The organism is Vagococcus sp. (assembly GCF_052102835.1).
Taxonomy (GTDB): Bacteria; Bacillota; Bacilli; order Lactobacillales; family Vagococcaceae; genus Vagococcus.
On the sequence record NZ_JBQEIL010000003.1, the window covers coordinates 126,255 to 145,140 of the forward strand.

Here is an 18,886-nt window from a genome sequence, read left to right on the forward strand (position 1 = left end):
GTGAATATGTCAATTATCGAATCAAATGATTTACATTTATATTATGGTAAAAATGAAGCGTTAAAAGGGATAACTATGGATTTTGATAAAGGTGGAATTACAGCGTTAATTGGTCCATCTGGATGTGGTAAGTCAACCTTTTTAAGAACACTTAATCGCATGAATGACTTAATTCCCTCAGTAACAATTACTGGGAAAGTCACCTATAATAATCAAGATATATACAGTCCTAGAACTGATATTGTAGGATTAAGAAAACAAATTGGGATGGTTTTTCAACAACCTAATCCATTTCCTTTTTCAATCTATGATAATGTCATTTACGGCTTGCGTTTAGATGGAAAACATTCAAAACAAGAGTTAGATCAGATTGTTGAAGAAAGTCTAGTTGCCGCGGCTGTCTGGGATGATGTAAAGGACAAACTGAATAAAAGTGCACTATCTCTTTCAGGTGGTCAACAACAAAGAGTTTGTATCGCACGGGTTTTAGCGGTAAAACCAGATGTTATTTTGTTAGATGAACCAACAAGTGCTCTAGATCCTGTTTCGAGTGGTAAAATAGAGAATTTATTATTACAATTAAAAAAACAATACACCATGATTATGGTAACGCATAATATGCAACAAGCATCAAGAATATCTGATAAGACAGCCTTTTTCTTAGATGGTAACTTGATAGAATATAATAAAACAAAAAAAATATTTATTAACCCTTCTGAGCAAGAAACCGAGGATTATATTTCTGGTAAGTTTGGTTAATTTATAAAATATAATGAAGGAATGATAGTATGCTGAGAACACAATTTGAAAAAGATTTAAAAAAATTACACGATAAGTTTTACGTTATGGGAAAAGATGTGAGTCGTGCAATCAATAAATCTGTAAATTCATTTATTGACCACGATAAGGATCTAGCTAAAGAGGTTATCGCAGGGGACGTATCTATCAATCAAAAAGAACAAGATTTAGAAAAAAAGAGTTTTGAAATGATTGCTTTACAACAACCCGTAACGACCGATTTAAGATCAATAGTGACGATTATGAAGGCAAGTAGCGATTTAGAGCGTATGGCCGACCATGCAGTAGCCATTGCTAAATCGACAATTCGTGTTAAAGGCAACAAACGAGTATTAGAAATTGAAAAAGAGATTTCTGAAATGGCCGATGAAGTTACTAAAATGGTTGATGAGGTCTTAGTAGCTTATATAAATACTGATGAACAACGAGCAATTGAAATAGCAACGAGTGATCGAAATATCAATGAATACTTTAAATCGATTTATCGTCACTCTATCGAAGCAATGCAAGAAAATCCAGATACTGTTATTGTGGGAGCGGATTACTTACAAGTTGCAGGCTATCTTGAACGTATTGGAGACTATGTAACTAATGTCTGCGAGTGGATTGTTTATTTAAAAACTGGAAAAATATCAGAGTTAGAAATGAAGAATGTAACAGATTAAAATCAGTATCAATAAGACTGTATAAGTAGAGTAACTATCTCTCGATTGGTGGTAGCCAGAGGGAGAAGTTACTTTATTTTATTTTAATTTAAAAGTATCCGTATTCGAAAGAAATCTAATTGTAACAAAGTCGTAAATTAATTTATTTTTATTTATGATATAATAAGACTTGGGTAATAAAAAGTTGATAGGAGTTATAAAATAAAATGAAGTATAAAAAATTATTAGCGATGACATTCGCTGTTTCTATCTTAGCTGCAGTTCCAACATCTGATTTGGTGTTTGCTGAATCAATTGATAATAAAATTGCAACGGAAGAGAAAAAAATAAATGAGTTATCTAATCAAGAAAAACAAATTAATGCTGAATTAGCAGGATTAGAAACAACAATTAAAGAACTATCAGCAGAAAAAGAAAACCTAATGAACGAAAAATTAGGCTTAGAAAAAGATGTTAATAAAATATCAAAAGAAATAAAAGAGCTGGAAAAAGTGATTGCAAAGCGATCAGATAAGATTGCAAAACAAGCTCGTTCTGCTCAAATTAATCAGGACGAACAAGATTTATTGAATGTTATTTTAGAATCATCTTCACTTTCAGATGCGGTTGGTCGTACGGTTGCCTATCGAACTTTGATTACTAATAATGTTGATATCATTGAAGCACAAAAGAAAGACCAAGAAGAATTAGCTAGAAAACAAAAAGAATTAGAAGAAAAAGTTCAAGAAATTTTAGCTAAAGCTGAAGAACTTAGAATCAAAGAGCAAGATTTAGAAAATTCTAAAAAAGAACAATTAAAAGTGGCACAAACTATTCTTAAAAATTTAGAAGGTGCTAAAGGTAAAAAAGAGACATTAGTTGCTCAAAAGGCTGAAGCAGAGCGCATCCAACGAGAAAATGCTGAACGTGCACGTCAGATGGCAGCTCAAGTTAAAGCAGCTCAAGCAGCTCAAAAGAAAGCTGAAGACGCAATCAATAGCAAACCAACTTCTTTAGGTAAAACGACAAGTAAGCCAGGAGCAAGCAATAACAGTACTAACAATAATCAATCTGTTTTATCTACAAGTGGTTTCCAACGTCCATTATCTAGTATTAATATCACCAGTGGTTTTGGTGGACGAGTAGACCCTACAGGAAGTGCTGGTAATTTCCATGATGGGATTGATATGAGTGGTGCTTTAAATACACCAGTTTTTGCATCCAGAGCAGGTGTTGTTGTTGAATCAAGCTATCATCCAAGTGCAGGAAATCATGTTATTATAAAACACGATAATGGCTATTATACTTATTATATGCATTTTAATTCATTAGGTGTAGCTTCAGGAACGAATGTTAATGCTGGAGATGTGGTTGGTTTAATGGGAACGACTGGCAATTCAACAGGAGTTCATTTACACTTCGGTATCAGTACTGGTTTGTGGAGTGGTTTTATGGATCCTAGTCCATTCATTGGCATTTAAAAAAAGTTAAGAAACACATACAGAATTTTGGGTATGTGTTTCTTTTTTTTTTGTAAAAAATCCAGAAGCAAATCGCTAAAAAAAAGGAAATAAAAGGATCATTCCTTTTATATGAAAGATATTTAAAAAATAATAAAGATTAAATTATTAAAATATGATTAATTGACAAAAAAAATATAAATGTTTAGAGTATAGTGTAAGAAGTACCTATTGTTAAAACTAGATTCTATTGTAACTTTTTTCTGAAAATATAAAGAAAAGTTAAAGAAACTCAGATTTTAAAAACAAGGATTGAAAAATCTGAAAATCTTGTATACTTTTTAAGGGTAGCTATTAGATGTATTTTAATTTAAATCGGTCCAAAGACCTAGAATAAATTACATCAATTGCTTGATATAAAGAATGAAAGTTAAGAGTATAATTTATTTAGAAATAACAAATAGGGGGAATTTATAATGGAAATTCAAAAAATGAAAAAAAATGAAAATCTTAAATATTGGGCAAAATTTGTTGGGAAATCTTTGCTTTATACTGCAATCTTATTAGGGCTCATTTATCTATACCATTATAGTCATGTAGGTGGAGGCTCATTTATTTATAATCAATTTTAATGGAGGAGGTTTGATTTTTTATGAATAAAATTTTGGAGAAAATTAGTGAATGGTCAATAAAGACTCCAAAACAGCTTTGTTTTGATGGTTTAAATGATCAATTAACTTATCAAGAATTAGAAGAAAAATCAGATAATTTGGCTGTTTTTTTAAAAAATACTTATCCAGATAATCAAACAATTATTGTTTATGGTGGGCATTCTAGTGAAATGATTGTTTGCTTTATTGCTTGTACAAAAGCAGGACATGGCTATGTGCCTGTTGATGCACACACGCCAGACGATCGTTTGAAAATGATTATCGAGGAAGCAAAAGCGTGCACAGTTCTTGCAATGGAGGAATGGCCGCTTGAAACAGCTGTAATTTCAAAAGATAAATACCAGAAAATAATAGAAAATAACTTGAGTGATTTGGTATTAAAACCTGTTACTTCAACTCAAAATTATTATACTATCTTTACGTCAGGAACAACTGGTAAACCAAAAGGTGTCCAGATATCTTATGATAACTTACTAAGCTATACAAATTGGATGCTAACAGATTTTGAATTGAAGACAGGTCAACGTTTTTTATGTCAAGCACCATTTTCTTTTGATTTATCTGTAATGGATTTGTATCCAGCTTTATTAACAGGGGGAACGTTAGTTCCACTACATAAAAAAGAAGTTGACCATTTTCCAACTTTATTTAAAAGAATACCTGAGTTAAAAATTAATGTGTGGGTATCAACACCATCAATGATTGAAATTTGTTTATTGAGTCCAGATTTTAATAGTGAAAAATTACCTGAGTTAGAAAATTTTCAATTTTGTGGTGAAGAATTACCTCGACCGGTTGCAATAAAATTAATGGAACGTTTTCCAAACGCGTTAATATTTAATACTTATGGTCCTACAGAAGCAACGGTAGCAGTGACAGGCATCAAATTGACGAATGAGTTAATGGCAAAGGTGGATCGTTTACCGTTAGGACATATTAAAAGTGATTCTAAATTATTAATTATGAACGACGCTCAAACTGTTTTACCAGAAGGAGAGATAGGCGAAATTGTTATTGTTGGTCCTAGTGTTTCTAAAGGGTATTTCAATAATAGTGAAAAAACACAAGCCTCTTTTTTTGAATATGAAGGTGAACAAGCTTACCGAACAGGCGATGCGGGCTTATTAAAAAATGAGTTACTCTTTTATAGAGGCCGGTTAGATTTCCAAGTTAAATGGCATGGTTTCAGAATTGAATTGGGGGACATTGATCATCATTTACTCTTAATTGATAGTGTGAGAAGTGCTTGTGTTGTTCCAAAGTATAATAAACTAGGCAAAATACAACAGCTAATAGCATTCGTTGTTCTAGAGGATTCATTAGAGGAAATAGATGTAAAAGAACAGACAAAACAATTAAAAAAAGAGTTAGGATTACATGTTATGGACTATATGGTTCCTCAGAAATTTGAAATTGTAACGAGTTTACCACTTAGTATCAATGGAAAGGTTGATCGTAAGGCATTAATTAGTCAGGTGAATCCAACATGAGTTATATTGTTGATAATTTTCCATTTCTAACTCCTTATGAAACACCATTCTATTTTATTCTTTTAGCTATTTTTTTATTACCTTTAATTTTAATGTCATTACGTGGTAAACGAGTGATGTGGTATCAAAATATTGTCACTCTTTTGTTTTTATGGATGGGTTTTGCCGGACCAAATATAAAACAAGGGATTTCATTAATTATTTATATTATTTGGCAGTGTTTACTGACAGCATGGTACTTTAACTATCGTAAAGAAAAAAATAAATCATTGGTTTTTTATCTGACTGTCTTTTTAAGTATTTTACCTATGGTTCTTATAAAACTTGAGCCATTTGTAGTATCAACAACAATTTTTGGCTTTTTAGGTTACTCCTATTTGACTTTTAAATCAGTACAAGTCATTATGGAAATGCGTGATGGGATTTTGAAAGATTATAAATTAAGTAATTATATTCAATTTTTAATCTTCTTTCCAACTATTTCATCGGGACCAATTGATCGCTATCGTCGTTTTACAAAAGATTTAGAAACTCCACCGACGAAAGATAAATATATTGAATTTTTAGGTAAAGGGATTCATTTTATCTTCTTAGGCTTTTTATATAAGTTTATCCTTGGCTATTTTTTGGGATCGCAGTTATTGCCTCTCGTTCAGCAGATGGCACTAAGTAAAAGTGGCGTCTTTCTAGGCACGATTGGCTACATGTATGTTTATAGTCTTTACTTATTTTTTGATTTTGCGGGTTATAGTTTATTTGCAGTAGGAACAAGTTATTTAATGGGGTATGATACACCTATCAACTTCAATAAACCTTTTCTTTCTCAAAATATTAAGGATTTTTGGAATCGTTGGCACATGTCGTTATCTTTTTGGTTTAGAGATTATGTTTATATGCGACTAATGTTTACCTTATTAAAGAAAAAGGTTTTTAAAAGTCGAATTGTCGCTTCAAATATAGGTTATTTTGCATTATTTCTTTTAATGGGTGTTTGGCATGGATTAGAGTGGCATTACATCGTTTACGGACTATATCATGCGTCACTTATTTGCATTAATGATGCTTGGTTACGTTATAAGAAGAAACATAAAGAAAAATTGCCAAGTAATCGTGCAACAAAAGCATTATCTATTTTTATTACATTTAATGCTGTTTGTTTTAGTTTTTTAATCTTTTCAGGGTTTATCGATGTGTTAATCAAACATTTTACATCAATTTAATTTAAAATAAGGAGCTTATTAATATGGATATTAAAACAACAATTTTAGAAATACTAGAAGACTTAACAGGTACAGATCTGAGTAATCAATTATCTTTAGATTTATATGAAGAGGGAATTCTTGATTCAATGGGAACCGTTCAAATGTTAGTTGAAATCGATGGACAACTAGGATTGACAGTACCAGTTTCTGAATATGAGAGAAGTGAGTGGGCGACACCTCAACAAATTATTGATCAAGTTTCTGCCTTGTAATCATGAAAACAAAAAAAAATTACTAACAGCTATTGGACCCGTAACTGTCGCAGTTTTACTAGTTATTCTTATTCTAGTTTTTCCAAAAACTTGGTTCGAACGTCCCTCAGATAAAACGATCCATAAGGCTGCCTCATCAATGTCAGTTAATGTTTTAAAAGGAAATCTTATAAAAAATACTGCAGTTGAAGAAAATAAATACCTTCCTTTTTTTGGTTCTTCAGAGCTAAGTCGAGTTGATACTTTTCATCCATCTGTTTTAGCTGAAAAGTATGAAAGACCCTATGAACCTTTTTTACTAGGTGCACCAGGAACTCAATCGTTGACGCATTTATTGATGTTAAATTCAATGAAAGATAGTTTGAAAGATAAAAAGATTGTCTTTATTATTTCACCACAATGGTTTGTTAAAGAGGGAGTTAGTTCCCAAATGTTTTCATTTTTCTATTCGCCATTGCAAACTTATCAATGGTTGGGTGGCATTGATGAGCCTAGTGAAGCAGATCAGTACTTAGCAAAACGTTTATTGAGTTTTGAAAATGTAAGTTCTGATACAGAATTAAAACGACTATTACAAAAAATTGAAAGCAAACAGAAACTAAGTGAGAGTGATTTAAAAGGCGCGTATTTGCGTTACCAGTTACTAGAAAATGAAGATAAATTATTTAGTCGCATGGTTGTAAAATCAAGAGAAAAAAAGATCGATAATCAAATGAAAAATTTACCTAACAGATACGATTTTGACGAATTAAACACATTGGCTAATAAAATAGGTGAAAAAAAGACAGACAATAATGAGTTTAAAGTTAATAATGGATTTTATAATAAGAGAATATTACCAATGAAAGATCAATTGAAAAATTCTCAAATTAACTTTAATTATGTTTCATCTCCTGAGTTTGCAGATTTTCAGTTAATTTTAAATGTTTTAGCGGACAATAATATCGATTGTTTATTTGTGATACCACCTGTTAATGAATTATGGTCTGATTATACGGGGATTTCTGAAGAAATGTTAAATACATTTAGTAAGAAAATTAACGAACAATTAAAAGATCAAGGGTTTAATCAGATTGCAGATTTTACTTATGATCGTGATGTTCCCTATTTCATGCAGGATACAATACATATTGGTTGGGTCGGTTGGTTGGATTTAGATCAAAATTTACAAAAGTTTTTAAAAGATAGTAATAAACGTGAGTATGATTTAAAAACTAAAAAGTATTTATCTGAAGAATGGATGAAAGAATATTCAGAGTAAATTTTTAATGATATAAGTGTGGTAAAAATGTGAAAAGAAGAAAACGAGTAAAATTTATTCAATTGATCCTTATTTTTGCCGCTCTGGTAATTTTCGGTTGGCTTTTCAAGTTGAATAAAGAAGTAAATCAAGTTCTAAAGTGGCAGTCTACTGTAGAAAAGGCAACAAAAAAATATCATATTGAAGAACAAAGTGACATTGTTCTTGCTATTATCTATACAGAAACTAAAGGTGAGCATATTGATATTATGCAAAGTAGCGAAAGTCGTTATGGTGAGCAAAATATAATTGAAACAAGTGAGGAAAGTATCGATTCTGGTGTTGAACATTTGGCTGAAGTTCTTAATTATGCGAAAAAAAATAATTGTGATATTTGGACAGGGGTTCAAGCTTATAATTTTGGATTGAACTATGTTGATTTCATTGCTAAGCACAGTAATCAAAGCTCTATAGAATTAGCAGAAGAATATTCACGAGACGTATTAGCACCTTTATTAGGTAATACGACACAAGAAACTTATTTTTATAAATCTCCTTTGGCTTTAATATATAATGGTGGATATCTTTATAAAAATGGCGGAAATTTTCTTTACTCAGAAAATGTCAAATGGCATTTGAAACTCTTGCGTTTATTTTCTTAACATATATTAAATTATAACAGTGACTTTATAATGGTAATATGATCTATTTTTTTCATCAAAAATAAAAATAGGGCTGATAAGAATTTTAATTCTCATCAGTCCTATTTATTATAGAGCCCCTTTTTAATTAGTAATAACGGCTCCAAAAGCAGTATAGTCTAAGCCTGGATTTATTCTAACTCGTTTTAGAGAATAGAAATTTTCATCACTTGTAGCGAGACCAGGATCTGTTGTGATAGCAAAGTCATAACCAGCTTCTTTAGCAATTAATTGAACTCGTTCATCATAGCGTCCGGCAGGATAGCAAAGTAATTGCGTACTTTGATTAAGCGTTTCATCCAACCATTTTTTTGATTGAATAAGTTCCTCTTTTATCTGTTGATCGCTTTGTTCGTCTAAATTGATGTGGTTGACTGTATGGCTCTGAATATCGATTACGCCACTTTTTTTCATTTCCTTCATTTGTTCCACACTAAAATAATTTGATGAACCCAATTTTGAGGTAATATAATTAATCGTCCCATTCAATTTATATTTTTTTAAAATTCTAAAAGCTTCAGTATAATTATTAAGGTAGCCATCATCGAAAGTTAACCAGACCATTTTTTTTGAGGGAGCTTTATTTTTAGAAAGAACTTGATAAGCTTCCTTTGTTGTTAATGTATAGTATTGGTTATCATGTAGCCATTTCATTTGTTGTTCAAATTCTTCTGGATCAATTTTTAGAGTATTACCATCATCACTTTTCATTAAGCTATGATACATTAATATTGGAAAACTTGTAGGTCCTTCCACGTCCTCCCATTTTTTAAAGGGTAGTTTTTTTATAAGGACGGGATTCGTCTTTGGCACTGTTTTTTCAATGTGTGAAATTACTTTGGTACTAGCAACTTGTCTAGGTTCTGTCTGAAATTCTTTGATAACATAAAAATACCCAACTAACCCTAATTCAATAACTAAAATAATTGATAAAAGCCAAATCCACTTTTTCATACAAACCTCCTAATTTACATTCTTAAACTAAAGTGTATCAAAACTGTTGAAATCTATCAACTAGCTTAGTTATTTTTTTTCAAAATTGAGTCTTTAAATTGTTTGTGGTAAAATTCAGTTGTGGGCTTGTTAAGCCTTTTTTTATTTTTAAAGAGGAGTGTTATTTTGAAAATATCAAATTATCATTGGCAAGAGCTTGAAAAATCATCAGGATCCTCAATTTTAGTTCCAGCGCTAAAAGAATTGAAACTCTCGGAAGAACTAGCGCCACTATTATGGCAACGAAAAATTAGAAAAATCGAAGATGTAGCTCCCTTTTTTTACCCAGCGTTAACTAATCTATACGACCCTTTTCTTTTATATGATATGCAGAAAGTGGTTGATCGTATTCAAAAAGCTATCATGAATGATGAAAGAATTCTTATTTATGGTGACTATGATGCAGATGGTATTACGAGTACTTCAGTAATGAAAGAAGGGCTAGAATTAATAGGAGCTAACGTTCAATATTATCTACCGAATCGCTTTGATGATGGTTATGGTCCTAATATAGATGTTTATAAATATTTTATAAAACAAGAAAAAATTGATTTAATTATAACTGTGGATAATGGAGTAAGTGGGCATGAAGCAATCGCTTATGCTAAAGAAGTAGGCGTCGATGTGATTGTAACGGATCATCATGAGCTACCTGAGACTTTACCAGATGCTTATGCCATTATTCATCCGAAACATCCCGAAGGAAATTATCCTTTTGAAGAATTAGCTGGTGTTGGTGTTGCTTTTAAAGTTGTCACGGCCCTTTTGGGTGAAGTTCCCGTAGAAGCACTTGATTTAGTTGCTATTGGAACAATCGCTGATTTGGTATCATTGACGGATGAAAATCGAGTGCTTGTAAAACTAGGTTTAGATGTATTAAGACAAACGGATCGAATGGGGTTACAGTCATTAGTTAAGGTAGCTGAACTATCATTTTCTGAAATAACGGAAGAGACAGTGGGGTTTAGTATCGGTCCGAGATTAAATGCTATTGGTCGATTAGGTGATGCGATGCCTGGAGTGGAATTGTTAACTACTTTTGATGATGAGTTAGCGGATCATATCGCGCAAGACATAGATGCGAAGAACAAAGAGCGTAAAGAAATTGTCGCTCAAACGACAAAAGATGCGTTTAATTTACTTGAAGCTAGTGAAGAAACTCCTTTTCAAATTATAGTAAAAAAAGACTGGCATGAAGGCGTTCTAGGAATAGTTGCTAGTCAGATTGTTCAAAAAACACAGAAACCAACATTAGTCATGTCTTTAAATGAGGAGACTGGGATTGTAAAAGGTTCTGGTCGAAGCATAGAACAAATTGATTTATTCAATTTATTGAATCAATTAAAAGATGATTTTATTAGTTTTGGTGGTCATCATATGGCTGCAGGTTTATCTTTTGAATATTCTAAATTAGCAATCATCCAAGAAAAAATAAAAACTATTTATAGTCAAGAAAAATTTGATTTAAGTAAAAAAGAAACACTCTCATTTGATGGTGTACTGGATATTAAAGAAATATCATTAGAAAAAATTGAAAGTTTTAATCAGTTAGGTCCATTTGGCACGGATAATCCTGTTCCTTATTTTAAGATTAAAACGACTGAAATCAAGCAATTAAGGAAAATTGGAATGAATCAAGATCATTTAAAACTTCAAGCTTGTCAGGATGATGAGTCACTGGATTGTATTGCTTTTTCATTTGGTGAAGAAAGCTTGGAGTTCGAATCGGGAGACAAATGGGAAATAATAGGACATTTGACTATTAATGAATGGAATGGTCGCAAGAAACCTCAATTGATGATTAAAGATTATCAAGTTTTAGGAACTCAGATTTTTGATCAACGAGGAAAGCATCAGTTAAGTACTTTGCCTAATAGTGATCAGACTCAACATGGTTTTGTTATATTTACTGAAAAATTTGCGACGGATGATCGTTTTGTTCTTTTTGATAGCGGAAAAGAAGATCAGTTTAAAAATTATGAAAACTTGACGATAGTAGAGTGTCCGCCATCGCTTGAAGTAGCACAAAAATTTGTTTTATCAACAACATGTACCCGCTGGTTTCTAGAGTGTCAAACAGATTTTGATCATTATTTAGAAGGAATTCCTTCTAGAGAAATATTTGGTAAACTTTTTAAATTAATTAATCAACAACCGAGTGTTGACATTCGTTATAAGTTACCAGATTTAATTCATTTTCTGAAAATTGATAAGAATATTCTAATTTTTATGATTCAAGTGTTTTTTGAATTAGGTTTTGTTACAATAGAGGATGGTTTGATGAAGAGAGTAGAGAACCCTCCTCATCGAGCTCTAGATGAAAGTAAAGAATATCAGGCATTTTTAAAGAAAATCGATTCAGAAAAACTGTTTGTTTGTAGCAATATCGGAGAAATCAAACAGTGGATTGATTCGATAGGAGGAAATTAAAAAAATGAATTTAAAAGATTATATTGCAAGTATTCCGGATTATCCCAAAGAAGGTGTAATTTTTAGAGATATCTCTCCTTTAATGGGGGATGGTGCAGCTTACCAAGAGGCGACTCGTCAGATTGTCCGTTATGCCAAAGAAAAAGGTGCTGAGATGATCGTTGGGCCAGAAGCTCGTGGTTTTATTATTGGATGTCCAGTAGCCTATGAGTTAGGTATTGGTTTTTCTCCAGCAAGGAAAAAAGGAAAACTCCCTCGTGAAACAATTGAAATAGATTATGGTCTGGAGTATGGGACAGCAACTTTAACCTTACACAAAGATGCAATTAAGCCAGGTCAAAAAGTATTAATTTGTGATGATTTATTAGCAACAGGAGGAACCATAGCTGCGACGATTGAATTAGTTGAAAAACTTGGTGGGGTAGTCGTTGGTTGTGCTTTTCTGGTAGAATTAGAAGAATTAAAAGGCCGAAATAAAATTGAAGGTTATGACATCTTAACTTTGATGGAATTTTAAAAAAATAAGAAGAAGACACTTAATGAGTAGGATAAAAACTCAACGTCTTCTTCTTTTTTTTCTTTTATAATTTTTTTTCATATATTGATGAAAGCGTGTTTCATCTTCAGGTAATTCTAGAATAATTAGCTCTGTAGAAAAATGATAAAGGCTTTTTTTTATTTCAGGTAATCTTTTTTTAAAGCGAATATTCCATTTGAAAAGTTTAAACATACGTTTAATAACTTTTTGTTTCTGTTCTAGATTTCTTTCTTTTTCGAAAAGTTGCTGAATTGCACGTTTGAAAACCCTAAACTGAACAAGTAGTAAAGGGTAGTCTAGTAATAAAATTAAATCAGCATCAACGAGTGTTTGTTGACACCATTGCCCAAACTGAACTCCCTCAGTCACCCAATCATCTAAACGATTAATATCATATTCTAAACGTCTTGCTCTTTCGTTTTTGTTTTTTATTTGTAAATAATCATCTAATGAAATCCCCTGAATACGATATTTTTTTTGGATATCTAAGGCAAGAGAAGTTTTACCACTACCAGCATAGCCTATGATACGAATTTTCATTGAACCCACTACTTCCGTTTTGATAGTTCAAGCGTACAATAAATAGTAAAAAATTTCAAGGACTTAATATTATAAAGTGTGTTATAGTAGCCTTATTTTATTAAAATAGTTTGCGTTAGTTTGCTAAAAACAAAAAAAGTTTTTCGTAGATATTAAAGAAAGTGATAAAATAATGATAGAAAGGTGGATAACTAAATTAATTTCTCTAAATAAATAAAAAACGATATTGACAAAAATATAGAACATCGTTATGATAAGATAAGTGTTAATATTTTTGCCGCCTTAGCTCAGTTGGTAGAGCACCACCATGGTAAGGTGGGGGTCGTCGGTTCAAATCCGACAGGTGGCTTCTTTAAAACGTTGAAAAATCAACGTTTTTTTGTTTGGTCTTTTCACAAATTTACTAGTGAATATAAAAAGTTCCTCCTTTTTATCACATCTCCATGAAATTGGCAAACTTATTACCAGTTTGTTCTTTCTTTTTCTCTGTCACATGAGTATATATATTAGCTGTCGTTTGTATATCAGCGTGTCCTAAACGTACTTGAACTTCTTTAAGCGGTATGCCTGCTTCGAATAACAAACTTGCATGAGTATGCCTAAAGCCATGCGCACCAATTTTAGTTAACGTATTGTTGTTTTTGTAGACACAACGTAACCATTGCGATGTAATTGTTGGATCATGAATTTCGTTTCTGTTATTAGGAAAAATTAATTGATCGTTATTCAATGTATTAAATCCTAATATTAAACTTTTAACTTGTTGTTCTTTTTTCCACTCTTTTAAGAGTGTTATCGTTTTAGCGTCTAAACTAATCGTACGATGAGAATGCTTCGTTTTCGGGGTATTTATCATTAACTTATTATAAAAGCCTCTAACCGTTGTTTTATTACTTTTAACAGTATGATTGCTTAAATTGATAGCATTCCATTTGAAATAAAATATCGATTAATTGGTGAAACAACGATGAAGCTTAAATTAAAGTAAAAAGAAAGTGTTGTGTATTTTATACTAGAATTTCCAGAATTAATTTGGAGAAAAAATAAATTTTTATGTTTTTTCAGGGATATTTTAATGTTATCTAAAATCGGTTCTCTGCAATGAAACAATTATAGCATCGAATAATTGAAAGTATACTCTACCAAAATCGCTAGAAAATTTGTTTATCTGTTTATTTCACAGTGATTAAAACTCATTCATTTTAAACTCATTTTTTATTTTTAATAATGATTAGATTATCTTTCTACTATTATAGTATACGGATCTTTTAAATTTTAACATTATTTTTTTAAATTCACTTCATCTTTATTAGGTTTCTATGCTGTTTTAACGTAAATTATAGAACCAGTATTTTTTTTACATAGTAAAAGGAGGAAGATTTGGTTTAAATCAGACAAGTAGTATCTTTAAACTATTGAAAAAGGAACATTTTTTATTCAAATAAAAACAAACTAATTATCTTTTTTTTTAAAAATGTTTTATTTCGGGGAATTTATTTGATATAATGACTTGAAAACAATCAATTTGGATATAAAAATAAAGGAAAGAATGAGTTTTTCTTTCCTTTAGCTCAATTGGTTATAGCTTTTTGACAAATTCAGATTTAAGTTTCATTGGTCCGAAACCATCAATTTTACAATCGATATTATGATCGCCTTCAACTAATCGAATATTTTTTACCTTTGTTCCTTGTTTTAAAGCACTCTGAGCGCCTTTAACTTTTAAATCTTTAATGATAGTAACTTGATCGCCTTCTTGTAGCTCAGTACCATGTGCATCTTTGACAACAAGAGTGTCCTCAGAAATAGTTGTTTCGTTAGGATTCCATTCGTAGGCACATTCTGGACAAATGTAAAGTGCTTGATCCTCGTAAGTGTAGGCTGATTGACACTTTGGACAATTTGGTAATGCAGTCATGTAAACATCCTTTCCATTGATTGATACATCATATTGTAACTGAAAAATGACAGAATGAAAAGCTAGGGTTAATGAAGTAAGTTTTTAAAAATAGAAATATTTGGATAGTAAAGGTTGGATTTTATCAATAATCATGTATAATAAATAGAGTTCATTAATAAATAAGATAAGGAGGGCCCTTTTTTGACAAAAGATAATGAAGAATTTAATCATCCATTTGATAATACAGAATTAAATAATGATGATACGTTTGAGACTAGTGAAGGGTCAGCGCTAAAAAAAGAGGGACCAAATACGACGGAATCATCACGCAAAAAATATCGTCGTCGTAAATATGATAAGCGGCAAAAAGAAAATAAAGTAGTAAAGAAAATCGTACTTATTGTTTTAAGTTTATTGATATTGACTTTGGTTTTAGCTGGATTTACATTTTATAGCTATTTTAAATCAAGTTTAAAACCGTTGGATTCTTCAAGTAAGAAATTAGTGCAAGTCGAGATACCAGTAGGAAGTAGTACGAAACAAATTGGTCAGATTTTAGAAAATAAAAAAGTAATTAAAGATGGTTTAGTTTTTTCTTATTATGTAAAGATGAATAATTTAACTAATTTTCAAGCAGGTTTTTATCAAATGTCACCAAGTATGACTTTGGATACAATTGCAGACAACCTTCAGGAAGGTGGCACAGCTGAGCCACAAACATTAGCAGATGCTAAAGTGACGGTGCCGGAAGGTTACTCAGTTGACCAAATCGCAGCCCTATTGGCTAAAAAAACAAAATTTAAAAAAGATGAATTTCTTAACTTAATGAAAAACGAAGAATTCTTTAATAAAATGGTTGGGAAATATCCAGAATTATTAACAAGTGCGAAAGAGGCAAAAGAGGTGCGCTACCGTTTGGAAGGTTATCTCTATCCAGCGACGTATAATTATTATGAAAAAATGACGTTAGAAGAATTGGTCGAACAAATGGTGAGCAAGACGAATCAGGTGTTAACTCCTCTGTATGCTGAAATGAAAGAAAAGAAAATGTCGGTACAAGAGGTATTAACAATCGCATCATTAGTGGAAAAAGAAGGTGTGAAAGAAACGGATCGTCGTAAAATCGCACAAGTTTTCTTTAATCGTTTAGATACGGATATGCCTTTACAATCAGATATTTCAATACTTTATGCATTAGAGAAGCATAAAGTACATTTATCAATTGAGGATACACAAGTCAAGTCACCGTATAACTTATATGTTAATAAAGGAACCGGACCTGGTCCTTTTAACAATCCAAGTGAACAAGCAGTGGCAGCGGTCTTAAATCCCGAAGAGAATACCTATGTTTATTTCTTAGCAGATGTAGCAACAGGTAAGGTTTATTATGCCAATACATACGAAGAACATTTAGAGTTAAAAGCTAAATATATTGACAATAAAAATTAATGGTTATTTTTTAGACAAAATTTGTTTACTTTTATGATATAACATGCTAATCTATTTCTTGTATTAGGAAGCTTTTCCAATGGTGACGTTGGAAAAGCTATTTCGTTTATATTATTTAAGACAGACAAGTTACTTTTAAGGAGAAGTGAATTATCATGGAAAAAGTTTATCCAATGACTCTAGAAGGTAAAGAAAAATTAGAGCAAGAATTAGAAGAATTAAAAACAGTAAAAAGAAAAGAAATTGTTGAACGGATAAAGATAGCACGTAGTTTTGGTGACCTATCAGAGAACTCAGAATACGAATCAGCAAAAGATGAACAAGCTTTCGTAGAGGGCCGTATTACGACATTAGAAAATATGATGCGTTTTGCGCAGATTATTGATAATAACATGGACAAAGATACAGTTTCGTTAGGTCATACCATTACTTTTATTGAATTACCTGATGGTGAAGAAGAAGAATATACGATTGTAGGAAGTGCTGAAGCGGATCCGTTCTCAGGGAAAATATCTAACGACTCACCGATAGCCAAAGCTTTATTAGGTTGTAAATTGGGAGATACTGTTGTGATTAGTACACCAGGTGGAGATATGAAAGTAAAAATTGAAAAAATTTCTTAAAAGTTGTGCGTAAGCACAACTTTTTCTTTTGAAACTCAGACTTTAGACTGAGTGATTATTACACCTTTTGAAGTTTTATTTTTTAGTTAAAACAAGTATACTTAGATAAGTAGATTAAACTAATAGTAAAGGAGTTATCAGCTCATGCGCAAAAACTCATGGAATTTTTTTATCGTAGTTGAACTCTTATTGTTAATATGGGCGTTGTATCAATTACTAGATAATATTCCAATTTTCTTTTTAACGATATTTGCTCTTATAAATTTAACTTATGTTATCAAAAAACAATTTAAAACCTCTTTTAATCATTTTCAAAGCATTGTGAGTTTAATCGTTTTAGCTTTATGTAGTCTAAGCGTACCCGCAGTTTGGGTCATGTTGGTTGTTGCTATTCTTTTTATAGGGTTAAAAGGTGTAGAGGTTTCTGGTATTAGTTTGTTTGACAATCCACCTTGGATGAAAAAACAAATGATTATGGTTAAGACAACCGCAAGTGAAAATAAGGCAGGAAAACGTTTTAAGAGACCTTGGGTTGGCACTCAACGCTTTGGTAAAGATACATTCGAATGGGATGATATTAATCTTTCTGTTTTTTCTGGAGATACCATTATTGATTTAGGAAATACTTTATTACCGAAAGATGATAATGTTATTATCGTTCGTAAAGGTTTTGGAAAAACGCGTCTTTTAATCCCAACTGGAATAGGTGTGATGTTAGAACACTCAACAATGATGGGAGAAGTTACTTTTGAGGAAAATCACTATCGTTTAAAAAATGAATCTATCAAATTTTACAGCACCGAATACGATATTGCTACCCGTCGTTTAAAAGTAATAACAAATACTTTATTTGGAGATCTTGAGGTAATTCGCGTATGATGAATAAAAATTTAAGGCCATTATATTTCTTTTATAGCTTTATATTAACCTTTATTGTATTAATATTAACTTTGTATACTTATTTTTATGCAAAACAACAAACGAATTGGATTCTAGAATTATTAAGAACAAGAATGTTTCGTATCCCATTAATTATTTATGTTATATTGATTGCTCTCGTTGTAAGTGGTATTTTTATGGGGCTATTGTATTTTATCGATATGCGAACGTATGGAAAAATCGAAGAACAGTTACGTTTGATGGCTTTAGGTCATTATGATCACTATGAACTAAATAAAAAAAGTCAGGTAAGCACCCCAAGCTCTATTGAAATCGATATTCAATTGATACGAAAAAAAGTTTTAGCAATGTCAAAAGAGTTACAAGAATTAAGTAAGCATCCTAAATTAGTTGAAGGTGAATCAAAGGAAGAATTAATTAAAGAAGAACGTCACCGAATAGCTCGAGAACTCCACGATTCTGTTAGCCAGCAATTATTTGCTGCGACGATGATGTTGTCCACTTTAAATGAAGTAGTAGCTGAGATAGAAGTGCCAGAAGTTGTTTCTCGGCAAATGTTGATGATTAGTGATATCATCAACACAGCGCAATCTGAAATGCGAGCATTACTCCTTCATTTACGACCGATTAATTTAGAAGAAAAAACAATTAAACAAGGTATTGAATTATTATTAAACGAATTGCAAACAAAAATTAACATTAAAATTGTTTGGGATTTAGAGGATATCAAAACACAAACAGCCATTGAGGACAATCTCTTTAGGATTGTTCAAGAACTTTTATCAAATACCTTGCGTCACGCAAAGGCAGAAGTTTTGGAGGTTTTTCTAAAGACAATGGATCAAAATATTCTTTTGCGGATTGTTGATGATGGTGTTGGTTTTGATATGGATCAAGAAAAAATAGGAAGTTATGGCTTAAATAATATTAAAGAACGTGTAATCAGTATGGGTGGAACTTGTCGGATCATTAGTTTTAAAGATCAAGGGACAAGTATTGAAATTAAAGTTCCAATTTTAGAGGAGGCTGAATGAA

At 31.4% G+C, this 18,886-nt stretch carries 19 protein-coding genes and 1 tRNA gene; 16 read left to right on the plus strand and 4 right to left on the minus strand.

What is annotated here, in order from left to right:
• Positions 1-6 precede the first annotated feature (6 nt).
• The 9 genes from pstB (at position 7) to ACTJFD_RS04500 (ending at position 8,439) form a co-directional block, all read left to right on the plus strand.
• The gene (gene pstB, locus ACTJFD_RS04460; RefSeq protein WP_442259907.1) at positions 7-759 is read left to right on the plus strand and encodes a phosphate ABC transporter ATP-binding protein PstB; all 753 of its coding nucleotides are present in this window, start codon (positions 7-9) and stop codon (positions 757-759) included.
• A 29-nt stretch (positions 760-788) separates the two neighbouring features.
• The gene (gene phoU / locus ACTJFD_RS04465) at positions 789-1,463 is read left to right on the plus strand and encodes a phosphate signaling complex protein PhoU (RefSeq protein WP_442259908.1); all 675 of its coding nucleotides are present in this window, start codon (positions 789-791) and stop codon (positions 1,461-1,463) included.
• 206 nt (positions 1,464-1,669) lie between these two features.
• On the plus strand, positions 1,670-2,923 hold the full coding sequence (locus tag ACTJFD_RS04470; protein ID WP_442259909.1) for a murein hydrolase activator EnvC family protein: 1,254 nt from the start codon (positions 1,670-1,672) through the stop codon (positions 2,921-2,923).
• 461 nt (positions 2,924-3,384) lie between these two features.
• Positions 3,385-3,534, plus strand: a complete 150-nt coding sequence (locus tag ACTJFD_RS04475; protein WP_442259998.1) for a teichoic acid D-Ala incorporation-associated protein DltX — start codon at positions 3,385-3,387, stop codon at positions 3,532-3,534.
• A 20-nt stretch (positions 3,535-3,554) separates the two neighbouring features.
• Positions 3,555-5,063: a D-alanine--poly(phosphoribitol) ligase subunit DltA gene (dltA, locus tag ACTJFD_RS04480; protein WP_442259910.1), complete on the plus strand. Its 1,509-nt coding sequence runs from the start codon at positions 3,555-3,557 to the stop codon at positions 5,061-5,063.
• Positions 5,060-6,283: a D-alanyl-lipoteichoic acid biosynthesis protein DltB gene (gene dltB, locus ACTJFD_RS04485; RefSeq protein ID WP_442259911.1), complete on the plus strand. Its 1,224-nt coding sequence runs from the start codon at positions 5,060-5,062 to the stop codon at positions 6,281-6,283. Before dltA ends, dltB begins: the two co-directional genes overlap by 4 nt.
• Positions 6,284-6,306: 23 nt before the next feature.
• Positions 6,307-6,537 carry a D-alanine--poly(phosphoribitol) ligase subunit DltC gene (gene dltC / locus ACTJFD_RS04490; RefSeq protein WP_442259912.1) on the plus strand — a complete coding sequence of 77 codons (231 nt, stop codon included), beginning with the start codon at positions 6,307-6,309 and terminating at the stop codon, positions 6,535-6,537.
• On the plus strand, positions 6,527-7,798 hold the full coding sequence (gene dltD / locus ACTJFD_RS04495; protein ID WP_442259999.1) for a D-alanyl-lipoteichoic acid biosynthesis protein DltD: 1,272 nt from the start codon (positions 6,527-6,529) through the stop codon (positions 7,796-7,798). The genes dltC and dltD overlap by 11 nt, the downstream gene beginning before the upstream one ends.
• Positions 7,799-7,827: 29 nt before the next feature.
• Positions 7,828-8,439 (plus strand): lysozyme family protein, encoded by a 612-nt coding sequence (locus ACTJFD_RS04500; RefSeq protein ID WP_442259913.1) that lies wholly within the window; start codon positions 7,828-7,830, stop codon positions 8,437-8,439.
• A gap of 123 nt (positions 8,440-8,562) precedes the next feature.
• Here the strand turns inward: ACTJFD_RS04500 and ACTJFD_RS04505 are convergent, their stop codons facing one another.
• Entirely contained in the window at positions 8,563-9,432 is an 870-nt protein-coding gene (locus ACTJFD_RS04505) for a polysaccharide deacetylase family protein (RefSeq protein WP_442259914.1), read from the minus strand.
• Between the two features lie 165 nt (positions 9,433-9,597).
• On the opposite strand from ACTJFD_RS04505, the gene recJ reads away from it, so the two are divergent.
• Together recJ and ACTJFD_RS04515 are read left to right on the plus strand one after the other, a co-directional pair.
• The gene (gene recJ, locus ACTJFD_RS04510; protein WP_442259915.1) at positions 9,598-11,901 is read left to right on the plus strand and encodes a single-stranded-DNA-specific exonuclease RecJ; all 2,304 of its coding nucleotides are present in this window, start codon (positions 9,598-9,600) and stop codon (positions 11,899-11,901) included.
• Between the two features lie 4 nt (positions 11,902-11,905).
• A complete protein-coding gene (locus ACTJFD_RS04515; RefSeq protein ID WP_442259916.1) occupies positions 11,906-12,418 on the plus strand; it encodes an adenine phosphoribosyltransferase in 513 nt (170 codons plus the stop codon).
• A 39-nt stretch (positions 12,419-12,457) separates the two neighbouring features.
• Here ACTJFD_RS04515 and ACTJFD_RS04520 read toward each other — a convergent pair whose 3' ends face one another.
• Positions 12,458-12,979 carry a hypothetical protein gene (locus tag ACTJFD_RS04520; RefSeq protein WP_442259917.1) on the minus strand — a complete coding sequence of 174 codons (522 nt, stop codon included), beginning with the start codon at positions 12,977-12,979 and terminating at the stop codon, positions 12,458-12,460.
• 276 nt (positions 12,980-13,255) lie between these two features.
• Here ACTJFD_RS04520 and ACTJFD_RS04525 point away from each other — a divergent pair.
• Positions 13,256-13,328 (plus strand) — tRNA-Thr (locus ACTJFD_RS04525).
• 84 nt (positions 13,329-13,412) lie between these two features.
• On the opposite strand, the gene ACTJFD_RS04530 is transcribed toward ACTJFD_RS04525, so the two are convergent.
• Positions 13,413-13,925: a site-specific integrase gene (locus ACTJFD_RS04530; RefSeq protein ID WP_442260000.1), complete on the minus strand. Its 513-nt coding sequence runs from the start codon at positions 13,923-13,925 to the stop codon at positions 13,413-13,415.
• Between the two features lie 633 nt (positions 13,926-14,558).
• Positions 14,559-14,897 carry a zinc ribbon domain-containing protein YjdM gene (locus ACTJFD_RS04535; protein WP_442259918.1) on the minus strand — a complete coding sequence of 113 codons (339 nt, stop codon included), beginning with the start codon at positions 14,895-14,897 and terminating at the stop codon, positions 14,559-14,561.
• Between the two features lie 183 nt (positions 14,898-15,080).
• On the opposite strand from ACTJFD_RS04535, the gene mltG reads away from it, so the two are divergent.
• From mltG to ACTJFD_RS04555, 4 genes are all read left to right on the plus strand, one after another.
• Positions 15,081-16,328: an endolytic transglycosylase MltG gene (gene mltG, locus ACTJFD_RS04540; RefSeq protein ID WP_442259919.1), complete on the plus strand. Its 1,248-nt coding sequence runs from the start codon at positions 15,081-15,083 to the stop codon at positions 16,326-16,328.
• A gap of 152 nt (positions 16,329-16,480) precedes the next feature.
• The gene (gene greA / locus ACTJFD_RS04545; protein WP_442260001.1) at positions 16,481-16,951 is read left to right on the plus strand and encodes a transcription elongation factor GreA; all 471 of its coding nucleotides are present in this window, start codon (positions 16,481-16,483) and stop codon (positions 16,949-16,951) included.
• A 144-nt stretch (positions 16,952-17,095) separates the two neighbouring features.
• Complete coding sequence (gene liaF / locus ACTJFD_RS04550; RefSeq protein ID WP_442259920.1) at positions 17,096-17,830, plus strand: cell wall-active antibiotics response protein LiaF; 735 nt, start codon at positions 17,096-17,098, stop codon at positions 17,828-17,830.
• Positions 17,827-18,885: a sensor histidine kinase gene (locus ACTJFD_RS04555; protein ID WP_442259921.1), complete on the plus strand. Its 1,059-nt coding sequence runs from the start codon at positions 17,827-17,829 to the stop codon at positions 18,883-18,885. Before liaF ends, ACTJFD_RS04555 begins: the two co-directional genes overlap by 4 nt.
• The last annotated feature ends 1 nt before the right edge of the window (position 18,886 follow it).

Coding starts and splice junctions, on each gene's coding strand:
- pstB (WP_442259907.1), top strand. CDS start 7: ATGTCAATTATCGAATCAAATGATTTACATTTATATTATGGTAAAAAT.
- phoU (WP_442259908.1), top strand. CDS start 789: ATGCTGAGAACACAATTTGAAAAAGATTTAAAAAAATTACACGATAAG.
- ACTJFD_RS04470 (WP_442259909.1), top strand. CDS start 1,670: ATGAAGTATAAAAAATTATTAGCGATGACATTCGCTGTTTCTATCTTA.
- dltA (WP_442259910.1), top strand. CDS start 3,555: ATGAATAAAATTTTGGAGAAAATTAGTGAATGGTCAATAAAGACTCCA.
- dltB (WP_442259911.1), top strand. CDS start 5,060: ATGAGTTATATTGTTGATAATTTTCCATTTCTAACTCCTTATGAAACA.
- dltC (WP_442259912.1), top strand. CDS start 6,307: ATGGATATTAAAACAACAATTTTAGAAATACTAGAAGACTTAACAGGT.
- ACTJFD_RS04505 (WP_442259914.1), bottom strand. CDS start 9,432: ATGAAAAAGTGGATTTGGCTTTTATCAATTATTTTAGTTATTGAATTA.
- ACTJFD_RS04515 (WP_442259916.1), top strand. CDS start 11,906: ATGAATTTAAAAGATTATATTGCAAGTATTCCGGATTATCCCAAAGAA.
- ACTJFD_RS04520 (WP_442259917.1), bottom strand. CDS start 12,979: ATGAAAATTCGTATCATAGGCTATGCTGGTAGTGGTAAAACTTCTCTT.
- ACTJFD_RS04535 (WP_442259918.1), bottom strand. CDS start 14,897: ATGACTGCATTACCAAATTGTCCAAAGTGTCAATCAGCCTACACTTAC.
- liaF (WP_442259920.1), top strand. CDS start 17,096: ATGCGCAAAAACTCATGGAATTTTTTTATCGTAGTTGAACTCTTATTG.
- ACTJFD_RS04555 (WP_442259921.1), top strand. CDS start 17,827: ATGATGAATAAAAATTTAAGGCCATTATATTTCTTTTATAGCTTTATA.